This is a genomic window from Novosphingobium sp. BL-52-GroH (genome assembly GCF_044813085.1).
Lineage (GTDB): Bacteria > Pseudomonadota > Alphaproteobacteria > Sphingomonadales > Sphingomonadaceae > Novosphingobium.
The window spans coordinates 528,512-551,376 of sequence record NZ_CP171149.1; the positions used below are offsets into that span (position 1 = coordinate 528,512).

Below are 22,865 nucleotides of genomic sequence, written 5' to 3' on the forward strand. Positions count from 1 at the left end.
GAGTGAGGACGATTTCGAGAGCGTGCCGCGCGGCACGATACACGGCAACGGGCCTTGCACTCGGCCTGTCGAGCCATGCGCTGGCGCAGGACAGGCTGCAGACCTATCCCGTACCGGCAGAGCTTATGTACTCCGTCCACAACGACGATTTCACGGTGCGCGTCAGGCAGCCGGGCGGCAGCTGGCACGATCTATACGAATACCGCGTACTCATAGACACCGACACCAAGCAGAATGCCTCGATGGTCTACTTCGACTTCGAAGGGACGGTGGAGATCGAAGTCCAGAAGAACAACGGCAAGTTCGCCGATGTGTCGGTCTCGCCGCGCTCCAGCGCCGTTGTGCCGCGCCGCGAGAGATCGATCGTCCGCATGAAGCTCACCAAACCGGAGAGTTTCTCGATCCAGTTCGACGACGATCGGCTGCACAACCTGCACGTCATCGCCGGCAAGCCGCCCGCGCGTCGCCCGGCAAGCGCCAGCGTGCGCTATTTTGGACCGGGGCTGCACACCCCGCCCGGGGGCATCGACCATTTCCCGATCGAATCCGGCGACACCGTTTACCTGGAAGGCGGCGCAGTGCTGCGTGGCGCCTTCGACCTGACGGGCCTGCATGACGTGAAGATCATGGGCCGCGGCCTGTTGTGGGAGCCGGGACGGGCGATCGACCTCGAAGGTTCGAGCAATATCGACATCGGCGATCTCATCCTCGTGAACGGCGACCGCAAGGATGCGGCGCGCGTCATGAACGTGCGCAACTCTCACGACGTGCGCGTACACGCGATCACCGGCTTCACGTCGGGCAAATGGTCCGACGGCATCAATATCTCGACCTCGCAGCACGTGACCGTCGATGGCGGATACCTGCGGGTTTCGGATGATGCCATCGTCATCTATGCGGTGGCCGACTGTCCCTTGTGCCGGCAACGCGCCGCCAGGACCGGAACGCCCGACGTCAACCCTCCTGGTGACACCTACGATATTACCTTGCGCAACATGCGCATCTGGAACGATGTCGCCCATGCCCTCTATATCGGCCATTTCGGGGACAATGACACGCCCCGGACCATTCGCGACGTCACTTTCGACGCGATCGACATAGCGAATCTCGACGAGGACGATCCTGATTGGGAAGGCGCGATAGCGATCTATTCGGGCGACAGCACCTTGATAAGGAACGTCACGTTCAGCAACATCCGCGTGGACCGCATCGAGGAAGGCAAGCTCATCAACATCGTGGCGGGCAACAATGCGCGCTACAACAAGGCCCCCGGCCGTGGCATAGACGGCGTAACCCTGCGTAACGTCACCTATACCGGCGAAGGCATGCCGGGCGCGTCAATCATCCGCGGGCTTTCGCCAGGCACTGCAATCAGCAACGTCACCATCGACAACCTGGTGGTGAACGGCAAGCGGATCACCGATCCTCGCCAGGCCGGTATCGAAGTCGGCCCGTTCGTAAGTGGCCTGACCTTGCGCTGAGCCGGCGATGGCGCCTTCGCCCCCGCCCGTCCGGCGTCAGTCGGACGGGCTCGGACAGGCGGAAACGAGGGGTGCCAGCATCGCCTGGGCGATCGGCCTGCGGGACTGGGCGAAGGCGATGACCGCCGCATTGAAGGCGGCCGGATTCTCCAGGTTCATGACGTGCCCGGCATTGGGCACTACGACCCGCGACGTACCGGGCGCGATCGCCAGCAATGGATCGGGACGTTCCAGGTCCGCATCGCCCGTCAGTATCTGGACCGGCATCGTCAACGGGCGCCGGCGCAGGCGCTCGGATGCAGCACGTCCCAATAGGAGGCGCGGCTCGAGATGCAGCGGCTGCCACGCAGTCCAGCGCGACAGCATGTCCCACACCTTCGGTCGAATGGCATCGACGCAGCCGCCGCCGCGCGTGGTCAACTGGTCGAGCCAGTGTTCCTTGAACGCCTGGATACCGCCCCGCCGCAACGCCGCGATCTCCTTCTCCCGCTGGGCGATCGCCGCTGCCGTCCAGGGCTCGTCGGGACCGGGATAGAAATCGAATATGTCGCCGCTCGCCGCCGTCAGCGACAGTACGCGATCGGGGTGCAGGATCGCCATGTCGAGGCCGACCGCGCCGCCCAGCGACAGGCCGACGAGGTGCGCCTTGGGAATCCCCAGCGCATCCATCAGTTCGACCAGATCGGCGGCATGCATCTGGCCGTCGCGGTCCCTGGGCATGGTCGAACGGCCATAGCCCCGCATGTCGTAGCGGATGACGGTGAAATCCTTGCTCAGCGCCGCCATCTGGGGATCCCACATCGTCCGGTCGAAGCTGTGGCCATGGATGAGGATCAGCGGCGGCCCCTTGCCGTGTTCCTCCCAGTACAGGCGGCCACCGCGCACCGAAGCATAGCCGCGGCGCACCCCGGTCGTGGAGGCATCCTTCATGGCCTGATGCGCCATCGAAGCCATGACCGGGCTGGAGAGGAACGATGACACGCCCAGCGCTTTGGCCCGCCCGACGTCGACTTTCGCGAGCAGGAAACCGTAGGTCCCGCTCTGCTTGTCGATCCAGGGATAAGCGCCGGCCCAGCCCGGGCTCGATAGCTGGACCGCTCGGCCGGCCTGATCGAGGCGTTCGCGCCATTCACCCAGGCCATAGACGCCGTGATGGGTCAGCGCGCGCGCCTGCTCGACGTATTCTCCGTCGGCGAGACGGGCACGCCCGACCTGGTCACGCTGCATTTCCTCGATCGCGGCGACCGACAGGACCCGCCGGCCGTCATAGCGGCCATCCGCGCTCACCATCTCGAGGAACCGCGCATAATCGCGCAGCGTGGTGAACGCGCTGCCGCCGAGAGTCGGGCTGAAACCTTCCTCGTCGGGAACAGGGGTGAACCCGCTGTCCTGCATGCCCAGGGGCTGCGCGATCAGCCTCTGGAACAGCGCTTCCCAGCTTTCGCCCGAAGCCACTTCCGCCATCCTGCCGGCAACCTGCATCGCAAGGCCGCCATAGCGAAACTTGGCGCCCGGCTCCGCATCGGCGGGCAGCGGCAGGATATGCTTCACCGATTCCTCGAGCGTCTGGTAGTGATCGCGCGGTCGATCCGCAGGCTGATAATCGGCGAAGCCCGAAGTATGCGACAGCAACTGGCGCAAGGTGGCATCGGCCATCGGCGCAGGCATCTGCGGGATGAAGCGCGATACCCGATCGTCCCAATGCAGCTTGCCGCGATCGACCAGAGCGGCGATCGTCGCCGCGGCGAGCCACTTGCCGGCCGAAGCGACGTGGACTTTGCTCTTCGCATCGTAGGTACCGTAGTATCGTTCGAAAAGCCGTTCGTGGCCCTTCCCGATGATGAGCCCCGCACCGGGGTACAGCCCATCCGAAACCCATTGGGCGACCTGCGCATCGAGTTCGGAAAAGTCAGGCCTGGTGGCATCGGGCGCGGCGGCCCCGGCAGTCACCGCCGGTTGCCCGGCGGCGTCGGTTGCCGGCTTCGCCGCGCCCGCCCCCGGGGCACCCAGCAACAGCGCGCTGAACATGATCGACGAAGCGGTTATCCGGTGTCCAGCGCCCATGCGGGTCAGTCCTCAGTCTCTTGCGGCGTGCCGCTCCTGCCAGTCGCCGCGATCACAGCTTGTAGCGCGCCTGGATACCGAAGCGGCGATCGCTCAGAAGTTCGCCGGTCGGTAGCGTCTGGCGTTCGAAGCGATAGCCGCGATCCTTGTAGCCCAGCAAGTTGGCACCATCGATGGTGACTGCGAACCGGTCGGAAACGTTATAGGTCAGCGAGAAGTCCAGAACCCCCACCGGCTCGCCGATGTTGGGGTAAAGGCTGGTGGCGCCCGCCCCGTCGGCCGGTGCCGAGGCGCTGACCAGCTTGCCTCGCCAGCTATAGGCGACGCGGGCGGAAATCGGGCCCTTTTCGTAAAGTCCGATCAGGTTGTAGGAATGCCGCGCGAGGCCTTCGATCCCCACCTTGCCGCCGCCGTCGACAGGCGAGGGAACCGCGCTGTCCACGAAGGTGTAGTTCGCCTGGATGCCGAGGCCGTCGAACGGTTCAGGCAGGAACTCGAAGAAGGTCTGCGCCCCCACCTCGAAGCCCTTGAGCGTGCCCTTGTCGCCGTTGACCTTGGTGGTGATCTGGTAGGCACCCGCGACACCAGGGATGGTTTGCCCGTCGAGCGTGATGGTCTGCAGATAGCCGCTCACCCGCTTGTAGAACCCCGCCAGGTAGACCAGGCCGGTGCGCGAGAAATAGTGCTCCAGCGAAGCGTCGAAGTTCCACGAGGTGAACGGCTGGAGATCGGGGTTGCCGCGACGCGCCTCGAGCTGGGCCGCGTTAGTGATGATGATGGCGCCGTTGAGGTCGCTGAACGGGATACGCTCGAGGCTCTTGTTGGCTGCCAGACGCAGCCAGGTCTTGTCGGAGAACTTCAGTCGGCCGTTGAAACTGGGCAGCACGTCGTTGCGGCTCGACGAGTCGACTTGTGCCACGTCGTAGACGCCCGGCGTATCGGGGCTGGTGCCGAAGGAGCGGTTCCTGAGCGAGGTATGGATGTAGCGAACACCCACGTTGCCGTCGAAGGAGAGCCCGCCCAGCGGGATATCGTAGCTGAGCTTGCCGTAAAGCGTCGTGGTCTTCTCCACGCTGCGCAAGTACTGGTCGTTGTTGTATGCTTCGTCGACGGGCAGGCCGAAATAGGCGCGCAGCTCGTCCTGCTGGCGCATCGCCGAGGTGTTCCAGCCTACGAAGGAACCCGCGATCGAGGGATAGCTGGCGAGGAAGTCGGAGGGAAGGTCCGCGCCGGAAAGTCCACCGCCGCCGCACCCGTTGATGCACAGGAAGTTCACGTAACCTTGGTTCTGCGCCACGTATTCGTTGTAGCGCACGCCGGCCTGGAGCGACTTGACGAGGCCGCCGACGTCATAGGCGATATCGACCCGCCCGGTATTGGCATGCTGCTTGCCTCCCAGCAGGATGCTGAGATCGTAGACCGGCGTGTAACTGGCGGCATTGCCAAGATCGACACCGCTTATCGAAACGGACTGTCGCCCGCGCCCGTCGACCGCAAAGTCCATGCCGGGTGCGCTTGTCGACAAATCCCATTCCTGCAAGGTCGCCTTGTTGTCCGACGAGGTATGCGAGGCATCGAACTTGATGCTCAGGCCGCTGCCGTCAGCCCACTCGCCGCCAAGCGCATATTGCTGGGTTGTGCGGAACTCGTCTCCGAAAGCGGTGGCGGAGTTGATCGTGCTGTTCACGAACGTGCCGGACGCGAGATCGGAGCTGCCCGGGAACAGGGTATAGTCCGATGTCTCCTCGCCCATGCTGATGCGCAAGTCGGCGAAGTCGATCTTGCGGGTGTATTTCACGTAATACCCGTCGGCATAAAGGGTGAGCGAATCGCTGGGCTTCCACTGCAGCGATCCCACCATCGCAAAGCGCTCGTGCGAACCGTTCTGCGTCCCGTTCAGGAACGAGACGGACGGCGTCGTCACCGTCTGGCCCGAGCCGGCGAAGTCGGGGCGCACCGCAACTTCGGAAACCGCCTGCCTGTCCTGGGTCAGCGCGGTCTTGCCATAGGATACGTTGAGCAGGGCACCGAACTCGCCGAGCCCGGTTTCCCATCGATCGCTGACCAGCCCGGAGATCGTCGGCTCCACCTTGCCGTCGTAGCCGCGCACCCGGTCGAAGTACGTGCCCTTGGCCGATAGCGAGGCGGTGAATCCGGAAAAATCGAAGGGCCGGCGCGTACGCACATCGATGTAACCACCCAGCCCGCCTTCGATCTGGTCGGCGTTGGAAGTCTTGTACACATCGACCCCGGCGAGCACTTCGGAGGGAAGATCGCCCAGGCTGAAGTTGCGGGCGCTGTAGTTGCCTTCGCTGTTGCCACCGAACAGTTCGCGACCGTTGAGCACGGTCTTCACGTTGGACAAGCCGCGGATAGTGACGCTGGACCCTTCCCCTTCACTACGGACGATCTGCACGCCGGGAACACGCGCCAGCGATTCGACGACGTTCTGGTCGGGAAACTTGCCGACGTCTTCCGCGACGATCGAATCGACGATGGTATCGGCGTTACGCTTGATGGCCTGGGCCGAGGCCACGCTGGCGCGCAGTCCGGTCACGATGATCTCCGGCGCCGATGCCTCGTCCCCGGCCTGGGCAACGTCCTGTGCCCGGGCGGGCAGCGCAAACATGGACGCGCTTGCAAGCAACGCGACCGTAAACCGATGGCTTTTCCTCATAGTCCCTCTCCCCACTGCTCCGACCAGATTGTTCAGCGCAATGCACCGCCCGGCCGTCAACAAAGTGTTATCGATATCTCGCAATTATGATATCGATATCCGTGATGCAAGCGACTTTGCAGTCGCTCGTGCGATTTTGTTGCTGTCATCGGCTCCACCACGACGTGATGAAGAGGATGGCTTGTTGGTCGGTCCGCAAATTACGGCTTGCCCATCCATGCTGATATCGATATCCTAATTCGGTAAGTAGGCGGATAGTCGATCAATTCATACGAGAGGGGCGTTCCTCCCAAAGGCCCCCTGTCAAACTAAAGGCCGCCAGCTTTCCCGCTGGCGGCCTCTTTCTTTTGCGACGAACGAGGAGGAGCCGGTGCCTACCGGGTCGAGACCGTCAGGTTCTCGACGAAAGCGCCCAGATCGATGCCCTCGCGGCCGATCGCTCCATCGGGGCCTTCCACGCCTTCCAGCACGACCCCGCGCACCGTCCGCCCGGCATCGAAGCCCGCGATCACCGGGCGATTGACCAGTCCTTCACGCAACCGGACATTGCGGACCGTGACGTCGCGGATGCCGCGTCCCGGAGCCAGGCTGTACTTCTGGTTGAACACCACCTTGAAATTGAAGAGCATCCCTTCCTCGATACGGTCTACCCGGATGTCGTCGAAGACGACGTCGCGCACGAGGTTGTTGTCACCGTCGGTGATCGCCATGGCGCCTTGATAGTCGCGATCGTCCTCGTCATGACCCAGAATGTCGATGTTCCGGAAGACCAGGTGCTCGATGGTGCGGGGGGTTTCCTTGTTGCCGTGCAGGCCGATGTTTATCGGATGCGCAACGTCCGCCCATAGCGTCGAATTTTCGACGACGTGGTTCCGGGCGTCGCCGTGATAGTCCCAGCGATCGGCGTATATCGCGATGCTGTCATCCGAAGTGCGCAGGAACGCACCATCGACATGCACGTCCGAACAACTCATGGAATCGATCCCGTCGGTCCACCCCCCGGCGCTGAAGGTACGCAGGTTGCGCAAGGTCAGCCCGCTCGACTGCCCGCAGAACAGCGTATAGTGCTTGGGATTGACGACGATGGGGCCGTCGATCTCCACATTTTGCGAAAAGAGGACGGAGATGCCCTCCTTCCCTCCCTGCAGGATCCCCGGGCCGGTTATCCGCACGTCATGGGCGCGGCTCACGTCGACCTGCCCCTTGAGGATCGCGCCTCCGGCAAGCCGGACATCGGTGTCGGATTCGAAGCGGAAGCTGTCCTGCCCGTCCGGCGGCGTGTGGATGCCGGGCGCGAAGGTCACCAGCCGGCGCCCCTTGGTCGGCGCGCCCGCAACGTAGAGCGGATTGGCGAAGAGATGGAGGTTGTGCAGCCGGTCGCCATCGAACTCGACCGAGAGGTTCGCCGGGCGATCGAGCGTGAAATAAGCGACGCCGCCCTCCAGCCTGACCGCCACCCCGCGCGAGCCGGGCCGTACCTCGACCCGGCGCACGTCCGCGTTGTTCTTCTGGACGGCCACTTCTACCGGGCCGTCCATGCCAAAGGTGGCCATTGATGCCGACTGCGGGTTGTCGGCATCGACCATCACCCGATACTCGTAGAGATCGCGCCATGGTCCGCCCGGCTCGCGCACCCGGACCGTGAACGTATCCTCGTGCGCGGAGTAGTAATCGGGGCCCGGCGGCGACGGGTAGATTTCGAGCTTTCCGGCCCCCTGCGCCAGCGCGGGATCGGCGCACAGGAGAACACCTGCCACGATGGACGTGCAGGCAGCGATTGCGAGTCGGCGTTTCATTTGTCTATCCTGAACCAGTCGAAGTCGGCGTGGCCGACGCTCGTGCCCAACGCCGCCGGGGTTCCAAGGGCGGCTTGCGCGAAAAGTCCGATCTGCGCGCCGACCCAGCGTCCGGCCCGCGCCTCGAAGGGTTCGCCGAGGCCGGTGTAGGAGTGCCCGTCGAAGCTGTAGGCAAACCGCACCGCCATGCGCGTCTCTCGCAGCATGGAGGGCCAGTAGGGCGTGAAATCGGGCGGCGGCACGCCGACCGTGACCGGCTCGGCGCACAATTCCAGCCACACGGCGTCCTGCTTCACGGACGGACCTGCAACCTGGGTGATGGCGTCGCCGGGCGCGCCGTCGGCCCGGTATGCCTGGACGAGGCGAACGCCGTCGTCCCGGTTTTCGAGCCCGACCCATGCGAAGTTGGTGCCGTGGACCGCCAGGCCGGCGCGCTCGCCGACGCGCAGCGGGGCAAAGCGCATCCGGGTCCGGGCGCAGAACCTCGGCCCAGGCAACTTCTGCGACAGCAAAGCGCCGTTTTCGTAGAGGTCGGTGGACCCGGTGACCGATTTGAGCCGCAATCGCCCGTCCTCGACCGACATCCAGTCGTCGCCCGGATTGCTGCCGAACTGCCAGGCGAGCGAAACCGCGTCATCAAACTCGTCGTCCGCCACCGGTGCCCCGCGCGGCTGCCGTGGCAAGGCAGGTTTGCGGTACGTGGTGACCGGCTCGCCGCGTCGATCGCCCTTGGACGCCCGGCCGATGATCGGCCAGCCATCCTGCCAGCGCATCGGCTCGAGCAGCACGACGCGTCCGTAGGTGTCGCGGTCCTGGAAATGGAGGAACCAGTCCTCCCCGCCGGGTGTATCCACCCAGGCCCCCTGGTGAGGGCCGTTGATTGCGGTGCGCCCCTGGTCGAGGACGTTGCGCCCCTCGTAGGTGCCGGTAAGCGAACGGCTGCGGAACACGCCCTGCCAGCCGCCTTTCACGCTCCCGCTGGGGACGAAAACGTAGTACCATCCCGCTCTCTTGTAGATCTTGGGGCCCTCGGTGGTCTGCCATGGCCGCGGGCCTAGGCTGGTTTCGACCGGAGGCTGGCGGTCGCCGTCGATGATGATCCGTTCGGGCCCGACCGTTGCCGTACCCGCGGAATTCAGCCGTTTCAGCGCGATCAGGTTGGCTTTCCCGGCGCGGCTTTTGGCGAATGCATAGCCCAGCCAGCCGGTGCCGTCGTCGTCCCAGAACGGTGCCGGGTCGATCGCGCCGGGCGTGGCGTCGACCAGTACCGGATCGCTCCACGGCCCGCGCGGGTCGAGCGCGGAAACGACGAAGATGCCGCGATCGGGATCGGGGTAGTAGACCAGGAAGCGGCCACCGTGATGGCGTATGGCCGGTGCCCACACCCCTCCGCCCCGGCGCGCCGTGCGATAGTGATCGTCCGGAAGCACCCGGGCAAGCGCATGGCCGATCACCGTCCAGTTCACGAGATCGCGCGAGTGCAGGATTGGCAGGCCCGGAACGTCCGTGAACGAGGAGGACACGAGGTAATAATCGTCGCCGACGCGAACGGCGTCCGGGTCTGAGTAGTCGCCGGCGAGGACCGGGTTGCGATACGTCCCGTCACCGTTATCCGCCATCCAGCGACCAGCATCTTGGGCGCTGACGGACACGCTCGCAAGAGCGACAGACAGCGCAGCCCATGGCCTCCGCCTCATGATCTCCGCTCCCTTCGCGTCAGGCCTGGCCGCTCTCGGCCAGGAGGTAGGCGCCTGTCAGGCCCGACGGCTCGGTGCAGGCCGGTGCAACGATACGCTGCTTCATCGTCTCGATATCGCACGCGCCGGCTACGTAATTGCCAAGCAGTTCCAGCGTCCTCAACTGGATCATGGGCAAGAGGCGCTCCAGCTTCATTACGCCGCCGCCCAGAACGATGCGCTCGGGAGCCACGGTCAGGAACAGCGACATGCACAGCTGCGCCAGATAGTCCGCTTCCACCTCCCAGAATGGGTGCTCCGCAGGAAATTGCGATGGCGAGATACCCCACGACGCAGCGACCGCAGGCCCCGATGCGAGACCCTCCAGGCAATCCCCATGGAACGGGCAAATTCCGCCGAAATCGGCGTGGGCCGGGTGTCTGCGAACGAGGATATGCCCTGCCTCTGGATGCCCGATGCCATGCACCGTTTTCCCATCGCAGACCAGCCCGACACCTATTCCCGTGCCGACCGTCACGTAAGCAAGCTGGCGCACGCCACCCCCCGCGACCCACGCTTCGGCAAGGGCGGCAGCGTTGACGTCGGTATCGAGGCCAAGCGGCACGCCGGAAAAAGCCCTGACGCGCGCGATCATGTCGGTCCCTTCCCAAGCGGGCTTGGGCGTAGCGAGAATTCGCCCAAAGTCCTGCGAGCGGGGATCGAGAACGACGGGTCCAAAGCTGGCTATCCCGATGCCAGCGAGATCGCCGAGGCCTTCCGCGTCGCGAAAGAAGTTCGCGACGTCCGCGAACGTACTTTCCGGATCGCGCGTGGGAATGGTCGTAGTACACAACGATCCCGCTCGCGCACTTCCTACAGCGCACACGAATTTCGTGCCCCCGGCTTCGATCGCGCCGAAGATGGTCATACAGATTCCTCTCGAAAGTGGAGGTGCGGAACCGGCCTCAGCCAGGAGCTGGCCCGGTCGAGGCGCGCTCGACGAGCGTCAGCATCTCCCGCACATGTTGGACGTCAGGATGTAAGCCGGTTCGGGCTTCGCGCACTTGCTCGCTTAGAAGCGCGACGGCACGGGACGCCATGTCAGATATCGGCTGACGGATCGTGGTGAGTTCGGGCCAGATGGTGCCGGCGATCTGCGCATCGTCGAAGCCGGCCACGCTCAGGTCCTCGGGAATACGCAGGTTCATACCGTGAGCGACAGCCGTCACAGCCGCAGCCATGTCGTCGTTGCTGGCGAAGATCGCAGTCGGCCGTTCGGGACGATTCAACAGCTGTCGCGCCGCATCGAGGCCCGAGCGATAAGTGAACAGGCCCGGCGCGATCCATTCGTCGCGGATCGTTAGAGATGCGCCGGCCATGGCCGCACGATAGCCCTGCTCGCGCCGTTGCGAAGGCGAATGCGAAGGGTCGCCCTGAACGAAGGCGATCGCCCGGTGGCCCTTGCCTATCAGGAACCGGGTCATGTCGAATGCGCCCTTGTAGTCATCGACGATGATCGCCGAGACCTGCGCCCGGGGGATTGCGGTGGCGAAGGCGAAAGGGATCACTCCGCAATTTGCGGCCAGTTCCAGCAGCGCTTCTGAATCGCACAAGGGAGGCGGAAGAATCACGCCACCTATCCGTGCCTCGACGAGCTTGTGGAGACTGGCGATAGCCTCCCTTTCGCTTGCCCCCGGCTCGATGAGGAACTGGCAGCCGCTCTCCCCGCTCTGGCGGAACGCACCCATCAGGAACGCGCCCAGGTTGGAGGACGCCGGGTTGGAATAGATTGCGCCGACGCGCACCGCGCTGGAAAAACTGCGCGCGGTCAGGTTGGGAGAATATTCCAGCTCCGCAATCGCGGCGTTGACCTTTTCGCGCATGGCCTCGCTGACGTGGCGCTTGCCGGTCATCACGCGCGAAACGGTCATCGACGACACACCTGCATGACGCGCGACATCGTGAATGGTCACGACGGGGCGGTGCGCGCTCTTCGCTTCGCCCGCCTTGCGCTTCTTGTCGCTTGTCGCCAAAATGCCCCTCCATTGCGGGTAGCCTGGATGAGCGGCACCATTCGCAGGGACGCTTCCTCTTCCCTGGTATCGATATCCGATTAACCCGGCATGTCAAGCAAACCCTCTTGCCAAACTGATTTTCGAACTGCATAAGTGATATCGATAACAGATCGATGGCATGACGGTTCGTCACTCCAGTCGGCAGATGACAACGTGAACGAGGATGCCTTGCTTTCATTCCGTAATCGAAACTATGCGGCTCTAAGCGCCTTCCTGTTCGCGTTCTTTTTCGCGCAGGCCATGGCGATGTCGCTGCTCTCGATATGGCTGACACGCTCACTGCACCTCAACGGGACGCAGGCTGGCACCGTGTTCGCCGTCAACTCGATCGGCGCGATGCTCGCGCAGCCGGCATACGGTTACTTCTCCGACCGCATGGGATTTCGCAAAGTGGTGCCGGTATTCATCGCACTGCTGGTCATCCTGGCCGGACCGTTCTTCCTCTACGTCTATGCCCCTTTGCTCTACTGGAACCTACCGGTGGGCGCGGTGGCTGGCGGCCTCTATCTTGGCCTGACCTTCATGGCCGGCAGCTATGCATTGGAAAGCTACGTCGATCGTGTCGGCCGACGCTACGGCTTCGAATACAGCCGGACCCGCCTCTGGGGATCGATCGGCTTCGCGACCGCGGCGGCATTCTCCGGGCGGCTCTACAACATCGACCCGGCCATCAACTTCGGCCTCGCCAGCTTGGCCGGGCTCGCGCTGCTTCCGCTGATCCGCCTCACCCGCATCGAGCCCGACCCCGAGGCGCAACGCGCGGCCGACAAACTCACCCTGCGCGACACGATGGCCCTGTTCGCGCAACCGCACTTCTGGCGCTTCATGGTGCTGATCCTGGGCGTGACCAATCTCTACCTCGTCTACGACCAGCAGTTCCCGTTCTATTTCTCCTCGCTCTTCGCCACGCCTGAAGAAGGCAACGCGATGTTCGGGTACCTCAATTCGGCCCAGATCTTCGTCGAGGCGGGCGGCATGTTCGTGGCCCCGTGGATCGTGCGCCGCCTCGGCGCCACACGGGGGCTGCTGCTGGCCGCGATGATAATGATTCTGCGCATCGCGGGATCGGGCTTCGCCATCGGACCGATCACGATCTCGATGTGCAAGATGGCCCATGCGATCGAGCTGCCGATCCTGGCCGTCTCCATCTTCCGCTACATCGCCTATCATTTCGAAGCGCGTTTCGCCTCGACGGTCTACATGGTCGGGGTCAGCTTCGGCCATTCGCTCGGCCTTGCCGTGCTCTCGCCGCTGGCCGGGATCGGCTACGACCTGTTCGGGTTCCAGCACACCTATTTTCTGATCGCCGCCTTCGCACTGGTGTTCTGGGTCTGGTCGCTCTTCGCCCTGTCGCCCACGCCCCGCGAATATGTTCCCCGGCACAAGCCCGCCGATCCGACGAGCGCCGCACCGACCGCTCCCGCCGATCTGCGCCCTCTAGAGACAAAGAGCTGATGACGATTGCCCTCGAACCCCTTGCCCTGCGCGAGCGTGCGCCACTGGACACCACCCGGCTCGACTCGCTTCTCGGCGACGTTCTCGCCCGGATCGACCGAATGCTGCCGCAATTCGGCGAGTATTTCCCCGCTCCATCCAGCCAGCAGGGAGTTTATGCGGCCATCGACAACGTGGAATGGACCAACGGCTTCTGGACGGGACTTCTGTGGCTGGCTTGGGAACTGACCGGCGAAGAGCGCTACCGTCGCGTGGCGGAAACCAATGTCGCCTCTTTCGCCACCCGGATCGAGCGGCACGTCAACGTCGACCACCACGACCTGGGCTTCCTCTACACGCTTTCGGCATGCGCCGGGCATCGCCTTACCGGCAGCACACAAGCCCGTTCTTCGGGGTTGGAGGCGGCGCGGCTGCTGCTGAAGCGTTTCGATCCGATCGCCCGCGTCATCCAGGCGTGGGGCGACATGAAGAACCCGAAGGAACGCGGTCGGATGATTATCGACTGCAATCTCAACCTGCCGCTGCTGTACTGGGCCACGCGCGAGACCGGCAACAAGGACTTCGCCGCGGCGGCGGACCAGCATCTGGCCCGCGCCGCCGACCTGCTGGTGCGGCCGGACGCCTCCACATTCCACACCTACTACATCGATACGAAGACCGGCGCGCCGCGGCATGGCAGCACGCATCAGGGATTCTCGGACGACAGCAGCTGGGCGCGTGGGCAGGCCTGGGGTATCTACGGTTTCGCGCTTGGCTGGCGGCATACGCGCGATGCGCGCTACCTCGATCTCGCATCGCGGCTCGCCAATCACTTTCTCAACCGGCTGCCGGCGGACGGCATCTGCTGCTGGGACCTGATCTTCACGGACGACGACCAGACCCCGCGCGACAGCTCCGCCGCCGCCATTGCCGCTAGCGGTCTGCTCGAGCTGGCACAGGCGTTGCCGCTTTCGGACGAGCTTCGCGAGACTTACGAAGCCTGGGCCATCGCAATCGTCACCACGCTTGGCGAGGCTTATCTGGCCCCCCTTGATGGGTCCAACGCGGTGCTGTTGCACGGCGTCTACCACATGCCCAACAAGGCCGGGGTCGACGAGGCATGCATCTGGGGTGACTACTTCTACCTCGAAACCCTCATGCGCCTTCGCCATCCCTGGCAGCCCTACTGGGCCTGACACATGCCATTTCCTCCCCTCTCCCATCGCATCACAGGATAAGACCCATGTACTGCAAGACCTACCACGCCACGCATCCGGACATGATGGATTGCGTTTCGAACGAGGAACTGCGCGATCGCTACCTGGTGACGGGGATGTTCAGGGAGGGCGAGGTCAACCTCAACTACTCGCACAACGAGCGCTTCATCATCGGCGGCGCGGTGCCGGGCGCGGAGCCGCTGGCGCTGCCGTTGCAGACGGTGCCCAAGAGCGCCGAGGGCAAGTCGTTCTTCGAGCGGCGCGAGGCCGGCATCACCAACATCGGCGGACCCGGCGCGATCACCGTCGACGGCCAGCGCTTCGAGATGGGCAACAAGGAATGCCTCTACGTGCCGATGGGCAGCCAGGAGGTGATCTTCGAAGGCCAGGGCGCGCGGTTCTACATCGCCTCGGTCCCGGCGCACAAGGCGCTGCCGATCAGGCACATCACCCTCGACCAGGCCAATCCGCTGGCGCGCGGCGACCTCGCCAACTCGAACCAGCGCACGATCTACCAGCTCGTCATCCCCGGCGTGTGCGAGAGCGCGCAGCTGCTGCTGGGCCTCACCGTGCTCGAGGAAGGCTCGGTGTGGAACACCATGCCCCCCCACCTCCACGACCGCCGCTCCGAGATCTACCTCTACTTCGAGCTGCCCGAAGAGAACGACCGCATCTTCCACTACATGGGCGAGCCCGACCAGATGCGCCACATCGTCATCGCCAACGAGGAGGCCGTCATCAGCCCGCCGTGGTCGATCCACATGGGCTCGGGCACCAAGAAGTACGCGTTCATCTGGGCCATGGGCGGCGAGAACCTCGACTACACCGACATGAACGTGCTGGACATCTGCCAGCTCCAGTAGCGCGGTCCACCCCTCCCGCTTCCTCCCCGCCCCCTTCGTCGTTGCGAGGAGCGCAGCGACGAAGCAATCCAGAGCCCAGCGCGCGACCGCCCGGACTGCCGCGCTGCGCTCGCAATGACGAGATTGGATTCATGGCAATTTCCTTCGACCTCGCGGGCAAGGCCGCGCTCGTCACCGGCGCCAACACCGGCATCGGCCAGGCCATCGCCGTCGCGTTGGCGCAAGCCGGCGCCGACGTCGCCGTGGCGGGTCGCTCGCAGCCCACCGAGACTCTCGCCCTGATCGCCGCGACCGGGCGCAAGGCGGTCAACATCAAGGCCGACCTGGCGAGCATCGAACCCGTCGGCCGCGTCATCGACGAGGCCATCGCAGGCCTGGGCAAGATCGACATCCTCGTCAACAACGCCGGCATCATCCGCCGCGACGATCTGCTGCAGTTTTCCGAAGCCGACTGGGACGCGGTGGTCGACACCAACCTCAAGACGCTGTTCTTCCTCAGCCAGGCGGCGGCGCGCGGCATGGTCGAGCGGGGAGCCGGCGGCAAGATCGTCAACATCGCCTCGCTGCTGACCTTCCAGGGCGGCATCCGCGTGCCCAGCTATGCGGCCGCCAAGTCGGGCGTCGCCGGCGTGACCAAGGCCATGGCCAACGAACTCGCGCCCAGGGGCGTGCAGGTCAACGCCATCGCGCCGGGCTACATCACCACCAACAACACCGCCGCGCTCGTCGCCGACGAGACGCGCAACCGCCAGATCCTCGAACGCATCCCGACCGGCCGCTGGGGCAACCCGGAGGACATCGCCGGCGCCGCCGTGTTCCTCGCCTCGCCGGCTTCGGACTACGTCACCGGGCAGGTCCTCGCCGTCGACGGCGGCTGGCTCGCGCGGTGATGCGGCGATGAGCGGACACGTCACCTGCTTCGGCGAAGTGCTGCTGCGCTTCGCCACCCCCGGCCATCGCCTGACGGTGCAGTGCGACGCGCTCGACATGGTCGTGGGCGGCGCCGAGGCGAACGTCGCGGCGGGCCTCGCCTCGCTGGGCCACCGGGTGAAGATGGTCACCCGCCTGCCGTCCGGCCCGCTCGGCGACAAGGCCCGCGCCGCGCTCGGCGCGGCGGGCGTCGATACCACCCACGTCAGCCGCGCGTCCAAGGACCGTGGCGGCCGCATGGGTCTCTATTTCCTCGAGAGCGGAGCGGGGCTGCGGCCCTCGTCGATCGTCTACGATCGCGCGGGCAGTGTCTTCGCCCTTTCCTCCGGGGGCGATTTCGACTTCGCCTCCGCGCTCGAGGGAGCCCGACTGTTCCACCTGTCGGGCATCACGCCGGCGCTGGGGCGTGGGGGCGTCGCGCTTGCGCAAGCCGCCGTCACCGCCGCCACCAGCGCCGGCGTGCCCATCTGTTTCGACGGCAATTACCGCGCCCTGCTGTGGGACGCCTGGGACAGCGACCCGCGCCGCGTGCTCACCGAGCTGATGCAAGCGGCGACGGTGATGATCGGCAACCACCGCGACATCTCGCTGCTGCTCGGCAAGCCGTTTTCCGGCGACGGCTCCGACCGTCGCCGCGAAGCCGCGCTCGCCGCCTTCGACGCCTTCCCGAACCTGCAACTGATCGCCTCGACCGCGCGCCACGTCGTCAACGCCGGCCACCACCGCATCGCCGCCCGCATCGACGCGCGCGAGGACGCCCACCAGACCGCCGAAGTCGACGTCACCGGCATCGTCGACCGCATCGGCACCGGCGACGCCTTCGCCGCCGGAGTGCTCCACAAGTGGCTGGAAGGCGCCGACATCGCCGCCATGGCCCATGCCGGCCTTGCCTACACCGTCCTCAAGCACACCCAGCCCGGCGACATGGGCCTGGTCACGCGCGAAGAACTCGACGCCTTCTCCGCAAGCGGTGGTGACGTCAGGCGGTAAAACAACGCAAGCGGAGAGACATCCGCCCCTCCAAAGCCGACGTGGAATACGACAGTTGGCATCATGAAATACCGGGAGACAGAGCATGAATTCGAACCGCCGCACCCTCCTTCTGGGCCTTGGAGCGACCGCAGCCGGCAGCCTCGCCGCCTCGCCCCGGCCAGCGCATGCCGCGGCGACTGAACCGCAGCGCGTTTCCGTCACATCGCCCGATGGGCGCATTACTGTGGAACTGCTGATCCCTGCGGAAAAGGGCTATCATCCGCGCTGGTCGGCACGCCGCGCCGGCGAGGTAATGCTCGAGCCGTCGGACCTCGCTCTGGTGCTCGCCGACGGACGGCGCCTCGGCCCCGGTGCCAAGTTCCTCGGTTCCCGCACCGAGTCGATCGATGGTAGCTGGACCCCGCCTTACGGCATCGCCGCGCGCTACGACGGCAAGGCCAACCAGCTGGAAGCGCAATTCGAGGATCGCCGCTCACGCATTCGGTTTGCCGTTCGGCTTCTGGCACACAACGACGGCATAGCATGCCGCTTCGTCCTCCTCTCCGCGCCCCGGAAGCGGGTGCGACTCGGCGGCGAGGTGATCGAGTTCCGCCTGCCCGCCGGCACCCGCGTATGGACCAGCCGCGACGAAGGCGAATACGCGATCACGGCCCCCGGGAAGATCGCACCGGTTCCCCATCCCGAGCTGACCGCGAGCACCGACAAGGGTGCACTCGCCGATACTCCGGCCCTGGCCCAGACGAGTTCCGGGCTTGCCATGCTGCTGTGCGAATCCGACCGCCTGCACTATCCGCGCATGATGTTCGCCCCCGGCCCGGACGAGCAGACGATGGTCAGCCGCCTTATGCATTTTCCCGGACGCGCCACGGGCTATTCCGGACCGGGCGATACGCATGCGGCGCCGCTGTTCTCGGTCGATACACCGTTCACCACGCCGTGGCGCGTCGTCATGGTCGCAGATACGCCGGCGGCGCTGATCGGCAAGGCCAGTCTCGTGCCCACCCTCGCCACGCCGGACCGGCTGGACTCGGACAACTGGATCAAGCCCGGCCGCGCATTCCGCATCCGCAAGCCCTATTCCAATGCCGGTGCAATGGACGGCATTGCCTTCGCGCACGACCGCAAGCTCGACTACATCGAATTCGACGCCCAATGGTATGGCGACGGTACCGATCCAAGCGATGCTACTCGTCCGATCGATGGTCTCGACATGGAAGCCATCGTGGCCGCCGCCCGCGCAAAGGGACTGGGCACGATCGTCTATGTCGACCGCGTGCCGGCGATGCGGCAGCTCGACGCGATCGTCGCGACTTATCGCAAATGGGGTATCGCCGGCATCAAGTTCGGGTTCATCTGGGAAGGCCGGCAGGAGGACGTCGACTGGATCTACAATCTTGTGAAGACCTGCGGCGACAACCAATTGCTGGTCAACCTGCACGACAACCTGCGCCCCGCCGGCCTGGAGCGTACTTTGCCGAACTATGTCGCGCTTGAAGGCGTGCGTGGCAACGAACAGTTCCCGACCGCCCGCCACAACGTGACGCTGCCTTTCACCCGTGCTTTGGCTGGGCCGATCGACTACACGATCTGCTACGATCACTACAAGAACCAGACCACCAACGCCCACCAACTGGCGATGGCGGCGGTGTACTACAACCCGCTTACGTTCCTGTACTGGTACGACACCCCGGCGAAGTACCGCATTGGGGCCTGGCCTGCACTGCGCTGGTTCGACGAATGCCCCACCACCTGGGACGAGACCTGCCCCCTCGCCGGGGCACCAGGAGAATATGTCGCCGTAGCCCGGCGACATGGGCCACGATGGTTCCTGGGCGCGATGACCAACGAGGAAGCGCGCAAGATCCCGGTCTCGCTAGGTTTCCTGGGCGAAGGCCGGTGGCACGCCACCATCTTCGCCGACGGCGACCAAGCACAGGAAGCGCGCCTGACCAGAGTTGCGATCTCGACACGCGAAGTGACTGCCAACGACCAAATCGAAGTGTCGATGCAGCCGAGCGGCGGTCAGGCAATCCTGTTCGAGAAGCTGATCTGAGGCATCGCGGGGGACTTAGACCTCAATCCGCCAGCGCATCGCGCCTAGTACGGTGCGGCCGCAAAGCGAGCGCGCCGATTGCGACACTGCCTTTCGATTCCAACCACCCGATGAAAAAAGTTCAGATGGTTTGGGAAGAGGAGCGTCCTATACAATATCTCTGCTTCCCTCAGCGCCTCGGCTTTTCCGCCTCCGGTCCGAGCAGATCGGCGAAGCCATCGGCCCCGGCGCGGTCCTCTTGGAAATCCGAGGGCGTGATCGAGAAACCGTAAGTCAGCGGCGCCAGTGCGATGCGGTACTTGCCGTGGGCGCGGCCTTCCTAGCTCCAGAGCGCTATCGCAAGCGGCGCGGCCTCAACGCCGGGCAAACCTGCTGGAACGACCGCAAATCGCGTGTCGAGCAAGATGGCGCATGCTTCTGCGCGAAGAACCAGGGGTTCGATTACCATAAAAACCGCTGGAAACCAAAAAGGCGCAAATCTTCGGCTAAGATTGGTTGGGTTGCAGACGCGCGGCGCTGATCGCCATCGCCATCCCAAGGCCATAGCGTGGAAGGTACGCTAAAGCGCTCGGCGCAGCTGCGGGAGAACTTTGGTTCCTAGCAACTCGATGCTTTCAAGGAACGTGCCTTGTGGCATTCCCCCGACGTCCATCTGCAGGATGTGCCTGGAATGGCCCAGGTGTTCGTGTAACTCCAGAATGCGCTCGGCAACTTCGTTTGGCCCGCCGGCAAATACCATGCCGCCGCGCTCCAGATCCCTTTCGCGGCCTCGCGGAGCCACCGCAGGACGCCCCAGTTCGGATGCTCCGGTCCTGAACATTTCCAGTTCATGGCGCAGATAGGTGGTTTTGGCGGTTTGATCGTCGCGAGCCACGAAGCCATGGACGGCGACGGCGATGCCGGCTTCGTTCAACGGATGCCCGACCCGGGCCCAAGCATCGCGGTAGGCGTGCCCGTACCGCGCCCAGTGCTGCGGCGTTCCGCCCAGGATGCCCAGAAACAGCGGCAAACGCTGCTCGACTGCTCTCCTTACGGAATCCGGCGTGCCTCCGGTGCCGAGCCAGAGCTTCAGCGGTTGCTCCGGGCGAGGTTCGACCAGTGTCTCGTCCAGCGGACGCCGCCGATGCGGCCCGGTCCAGCTTCCTCCGTCCTGCCCGTTCATCGTGCAGAGCAAGGCCAGCTTGGAACTGAAAAGCATGTCATAATCGCCCTCGTCGAGATCGAAGAGCGGGAAGGTTATCGCGGACGATCCACGACCCGCGACGAGGTCGATCCGGCCCGGCGCGATCGCTGCGGCCGTCGCCATTTGCTGAAAGACACGCACGGGATCGTCGGTCGACAACACGGATACGGTCGTTCCAAGGCCGATCCTGCTGGTCGAGGCCGCCGCCGCGTTCACCAGGGAAGTGGGCGAGGACAAAGGCATCGACCGCGTATGATGTTCGCCAAAGCCGAAAAAATCCAGCCCGACCGCTTCGGCGACATGCACTGCTTCCAGCACATCGCGTATCGCCTGCGCACTGGGACCATAGCGACCGTCTGCACCGCGCGGCGTGTTGCCAAACGAATAGACACCCAGTTCGAATTGCTTGGCGGGACCCATTTTGACAACACTTTCCTCGCGATCGTCGGCGTTGACCTAATCGTGCAACCCGATCCATGCGAGCGAAAGATCGACCGCATCTTCGATCGCCCCGTCACATCCCGACCGGCGACCACCCGAGGCGCTGACCGTGCCCATCGATCGGGAACGCGGACTGATATTCGTCAGATCGGCTACGCGCGCGCAATATCATCCGACGCCGGGGCACCACGAAGGCCGCGTGCTGGCCACGATCAATGCAGGACGCCGCCGACGGCGGGATGGAAGCGCACCGGCCCATCTGCGGCGATCTGGTCCCGATCGAGGCTCCGCGCCGACTTCACGGCACCGCCATGCCTTTACCATCCTGAATGCGCGCTTCCGTGGCATACCGGTTCCAGGCGCCCCGCAAGCTCTCGACAACGGCGGGATTTTGCGCCGCGACGTCGTGCTGTTCTGCACGGTCCGCATCGAGGTCGTAGAGTTGCCACTGCCCCGTGCCCATCGGCGCCGGCATCGACAAAAGCTTCCATCGCCCCTGCCGCACGCTGCGTTGCCCGTGCAGTTCCATTACGACGGGCTTGTCCCCGGTTGCGTGCACCGTTTCCGTGCGCTCGAGAAGGTAGGGCACCATGGAACGCCCGCGGACCGCCGCAACGGGCCTCCCCGCAACCGTGGGGGTAAGCGGGACGCTGGTCGCGGACAGCACGGTCGGCACGATGTCCATGACGTCGCCGAATGCGCGCCCGATGGAGCCCTGCCGTTTGAACCCGGCGTAGGTGATGAAGGCGGCGACATGAGTGCCCCCTTCGGTCATCCAACCCTTGAACATGGCGGAAGGGGCCGAACTGGCCTGGGCCCAATAGGGGTTTCTGAGGACGAACGAGGTCGCCGATCCCATGTTTTCGTAGCCCTTGTCGAAGCGCTTGAGATATTCGGTTTGGCCCGGGATGCCGGCATAAGTCTCCATGCGCTCGCCTGCCGGGCCGTTGTCCGAACTGAATATGAAAATCGTGTTGTCGTAACGACCCGTGCGACGCAGCGCGGCGACCAGGCGACCGACGTTCTGGTCAAGCCGGTCGACCATGGCCGCATATATCTCCATTTGGCGTGACTGGGCACGCTTCTCTTCGGGCGACAGTTTGTCCCACGAGGCCGCATCGGGCCGCAGGGGCGCGGGTGCGACGTCCCTCGGCAGCAGGCCCAGCGCTTTCATGCGCGCCAGGCGTTGCTCGCGAAGAACCGCCCAGCCCGTGTCGTAGCGGCCGCGATATCTGGCGATGTCCGCAGCGGGCGCCTGCAACGGCGAATGTGGCGCGGTGAATGCAAGGTAGGCGAACAGGGGCTTGTCTGGGGCAGTGCCGTCGATCTGGTCTATCAGCTTGGTCGTGAAATAATCCGACGAATAGAAATTGGCCGGAATGGAGGTCCGGGTTCCATCCTGGGTGTAATAGGCTGCCACGCTCGGGTTGCTGTCCGGGCCGAAGCCGCCCTTGCCGAAGTGGTTGTGCGCGCCTTGCAGCAGGGCGAAGCTGTGATCGAAACCGCGGGCCTTGGGGTTTTCTTCGGGTGTCATGCCAAGATGCCATTTGCCCGCCATCAACGTCTCGTACCCGCCTTCCCGCAGGCGCTCTGCCAGCGTCGCGACCCGTGGAGTGAGCACACCCTCATAGCCCCAGCGGGTGCGGTCCATCGGGACTTCCGCCATGGCACCGACGCCGGCGGTATGATTGTCGGTTCCGGACAGGAGCATCGACCGCGTCGGCGAACACGACGGCGCAGCGTGAAAGTCCGTCAGTCGCAGACCCGCCGATGCAAGGGCGTCCAGATTGGGCGTGGCGATTTCCCCGCCGAATGCGCCGATGTCGGAATAGCCAAGATCGTCCGCCAGAATGACCACCACGTTTGGTCGCGGCAGGGCGATTGCGGCTTGAGGCGCCGGTTTCGGTGAGCAGGCGGAGGCGAGGCAGGCGATCACGGTCAGGGCGATCCGCGAACCGGGGATATGAGCAGCGTCGGCCATC

Annotated in this window: 15 protein-coding genes; 7 read left to right on the forward strand and 8 right to left on the reverse strand. The window is 64.8% G+C overall.

What is annotated here, in order from left to right; translation table 11 throughout:
* The first annotated feature begins 2 nt into the window (after positions 1–2).
* The gene (locus tag ACFFDA_RS02330) at positions 3–1,481 is read left to right on the forward strand and encodes a glycosyl hydrolase family 28 protein (RefSeq protein ID WP_404477983.1); all 1,479 of its coding nucleotides are present in this window, start codon (positions 3–5) and stop codon (positions 1,479–1,481) included.
* A 36-nt stretch (positions 1,482–1,517) separates the two neighbouring features.
* Here ACFFDA_RS02330 and ACFFDA_RS02335 read toward each other — a convergent pair whose 3' ends face one another.
* The 6 genes from ACFFDA_RS02335 to ACFFDA_RS02360 all read right to left on the reverse strand — a co-directional run bounded on the left by ACFFDA_RS02335 (position 1,518) and on the right by ACFFDA_RS02360 (position 11,727).
* Positions 1,518–3,545 (reverse strand): alpha/beta fold hydrolase, encoded by a 2,028-nt coding sequence (locus ACFFDA_RS02335; protein WP_404477984.1) that lies wholly within the window; start codon positions 3,543–3,545, stop codon positions 1,518–1,520.
* 52 nt (positions 3,546–3,597) lie between these two features.
* Positions 3,598–6,222 carry a TonB-dependent receptor gene (locus tag ACFFDA_RS02340; RefSeq protein ID WP_404477985.1) on the reverse strand — a complete coding sequence of 875 codons (2,625 nt, stop codon included), beginning with the start codon at positions 6,220–6,222 and terminating at the stop codon, positions 3,598–3,600.
* 374 nt (positions 6,223–6,596) lie between these two features.
* Positions 6,597–8,018 (reverse strand): glycosyl hydrolase family 28 protein, encoded by a 1,422-nt coding sequence (locus ACFFDA_RS02345; RefSeq protein WP_404477986.1) that lies wholly within the window; start codon positions 8,016–8,018, stop codon positions 6,597–6,599.
* Positions 8,015–9,637: a glycoside hydrolase 43 family protein gene (locus ACFFDA_RS02350; protein ID WP_404477987.1), complete on the reverse strand. Its 1,623-nt coding sequence runs from the start codon at positions 9,635–9,637 to the stop codon at positions 8,015–8,017. The genes ACFFDA_RS02345 and ACFFDA_RS02350 overlap by 4 nt, the downstream gene beginning before the upstream one ends.
* A 97-nt stretch (positions 9,638–9,734) precedes the next feature.
* Complete coding sequence (locus ACFFDA_RS02355; RefSeq protein WP_404477988.1) at positions 9,735–10,622, reverse strand: ROK family protein; 888 nt, start codon at positions 10,620–10,622, stop codon at positions 9,735–9,737.
* A gap of 37 nt (positions 10,623–10,659) precedes the next feature.
* Positions 10,660–11,727, reverse strand: a complete 1,068-nt coding sequence (locus ACFFDA_RS02360; protein ID WP_404477989.1) for a LacI family DNA-binding transcriptional regulator — start codon at positions 11,725–11,727, stop codon at positions 10,660–10,662.
* Positions 11,728–11,922: 195 nt separating this feature from the next.
* Between ACFFDA_RS02360 and ACFFDA_RS02365 the strand changes: the two genes are divergently transcribed.
* From ACFFDA_RS02365 to ACFFDA_RS02390, 6 genes are all read left to right on the forward strand, one after another.
* Positions 11,923–13,224 carry an oligosaccharide MFS transporter gene (locus tag ACFFDA_RS02365; protein WP_404477991.1) on the forward strand — a complete coding sequence of 434 codons (1,302 nt, stop codon included), beginning with the start codon at positions 11,923–11,925 and terminating at the stop codon, positions 13,222–13,224.
* Positions 13,224–14,399 carry a glycoside hydrolase family 88 protein gene (locus tag ACFFDA_RS02370; protein ID WP_404477992.1) on the forward strand — a complete coding sequence of 392 codons (1,176 nt, stop codon included), beginning with the start codon at positions 13,224–13,226 and terminating at the stop codon, positions 14,397–14,399. Before ACFFDA_RS02365 ends, ACFFDA_RS02370 begins: the two co-directional genes overlap by 1 nt.
* Positions 14,400–14,446: 47 nt before the next feature.
* Positions 14,447–15,283, forward strand: a complete 837-nt coding sequence (kduI, locus tag ACFFDA_RS02375) for a 5-dehydro-4-deoxy-D-glucuronate isomerase (RefSeq protein WP_404477913.1) — start codon at positions 14,447–14,449, stop codon at positions 15,281–15,283.
* A gap of 131 nt (positions 15,284–15,414) precedes the next feature.
* Entirely contained in the window at positions 15,415–16,173 is a 759-nt protein-coding gene (gene kduD, locus ACFFDA_RS02380; RefSeq protein ID WP_404477993.1) for a 2-dehydro-3-deoxy-D-gluconate 5-dehydrogenase KduD, read from the forward strand.
* Between the two features lie 7 nt (positions 16,174–16,180).
* Entirely contained in the window at positions 16,181–17,203 is a 1,023-nt protein-coding gene (locus ACFFDA_RS02385) for a sugar kinase (protein ID WP_404477994.1), read from the forward strand.
* 85 nt (positions 17,204–17,288) lie between these two features.
* A complete protein-coding gene (locus ACFFDA_RS02390) occupies positions 17,289–19,259 on the forward strand; it encodes a glycoside hydrolase family 97 catalytic domain-containing protein (protein WP_404477995.1) in 1,971 nt (656 codons plus the stop codon).
* 559 nt (positions 19,260–19,818) lie between these two features.
* On the opposite strand, the gene ACFFDA_RS02395 is transcribed toward ACFFDA_RS02390, so the two are convergent.
* On the reverse strand, positions 19,819–20,862 hold the full coding sequence (locus tag ACFFDA_RS02395; protein WP_404477996.1) for an LLM class flavin-dependent oxidoreductase: 1,044 nt from the start codon (positions 20,860–20,862) through the stop codon (positions 19,819–19,821).
* 319 nt (positions 20,863–21,181) lie between these two features.
* Positions 21,182–22,864 (reverse strand): arylsulfatase, encoded by a 1,683-nt coding sequence (locus ACFFDA_RS02400; protein ID WP_404477997.1) that lies wholly within the window; start codon positions 22,862–22,864, stop codon positions 21,182–21,184.
* Between the last annotated feature and the right edge of the window lies 1 nt (position 22,865).

What these genes read in the sequence shown, in the direction of transcription:
- ACFFDA_RS02335 (WP_404477984.1), bottom strand. Translation starts at nt 3,545, where the DNA reads ATGGGCGCTGGACACCGGATAACCGCTTCGTCGATCATGTTCAGCGCG.
- ACFFDA_RS02340 (WP_404477985.1), bottom strand. Translation starts at nt 6,222, where the DNA reads ATGAGGAAAAGCCATCGGTTTACGGTCGCGTTGCTTGCAAGCGCGTCC.
- ACFFDA_RS02345 (WP_404477986.1), bottom strand. Translation starts at nt 8,018, where the DNA reads ATGAAACGCCGACTCGCAATCGCTGCCTGCACGTCCATCGTGGCAGGT.
- ACFFDA_RS02350 (WP_404477987.1), bottom strand. Translation starts at nt 9,637, where the DNA reads ATGGCGGATAACGGTGACGGGACGTATCGCAACCCGGTCCTCGCCGGC.
- ACFFDA_RS02355 (WP_404477988.1), bottom strand. Translation starts at nt 10,622, where the DNA reads ATGACCATCTTCGGCGCGATCGAAGCCGGGGGCACGAAATTCGTGTGC.
- ACFFDA_RS02370 (WP_404477992.1), top strand. Translation starts at nt 13,224, where the DNA reads ATGACGATTGCCCTCGAACCCCTTGCCCTGCGCGAGCGTGCGCCACTG.
- kduI (WP_404477913.1), top strand. Translation starts at nt 14,447, where the DNA reads ATGTACTGCAAGACCTACCACGCCACGCATCCGGACATGATGGATTGC.
- kduD (WP_404477993.1), top strand. Translation starts at nt 15,415, where the DNA reads ATGGCAATTTCCTTCGACCTCGCGGGCAAGGCCGCGCTCGTCACCGGC.
- ACFFDA_RS02385 (WP_404477994.1), top strand. Translation starts at nt 16,181, where the DNA reads ATGAGCGGACACGTCACCTGCTTCGGCGAAGTGCTGCTGCGCTTCGCC.
- ACFFDA_RS02390 (WP_404477995.1), top strand. Translation starts at nt 17,289, where the DNA reads ATGAATTCGAACCGCCGCACCCTCCTTCTGGGCCTTGGAGCGACCGCA.
- ACFFDA_RS02395 (WP_404477996.1), bottom strand. Translation starts at nt 20,862, where the DNA reads ATGGGTCCCGCCAAGCAATTCGAACTGGGTGTCTATTCGTTTGGCAAC.
- ACFFDA_RS02400 (WP_404477997.1), bottom strand. Translation starts at nt 22,864, where the DNA reads ATGGCCGACGCTGCTCATATCCCCGGTTCGCGGATCGCCCTGACCGTG.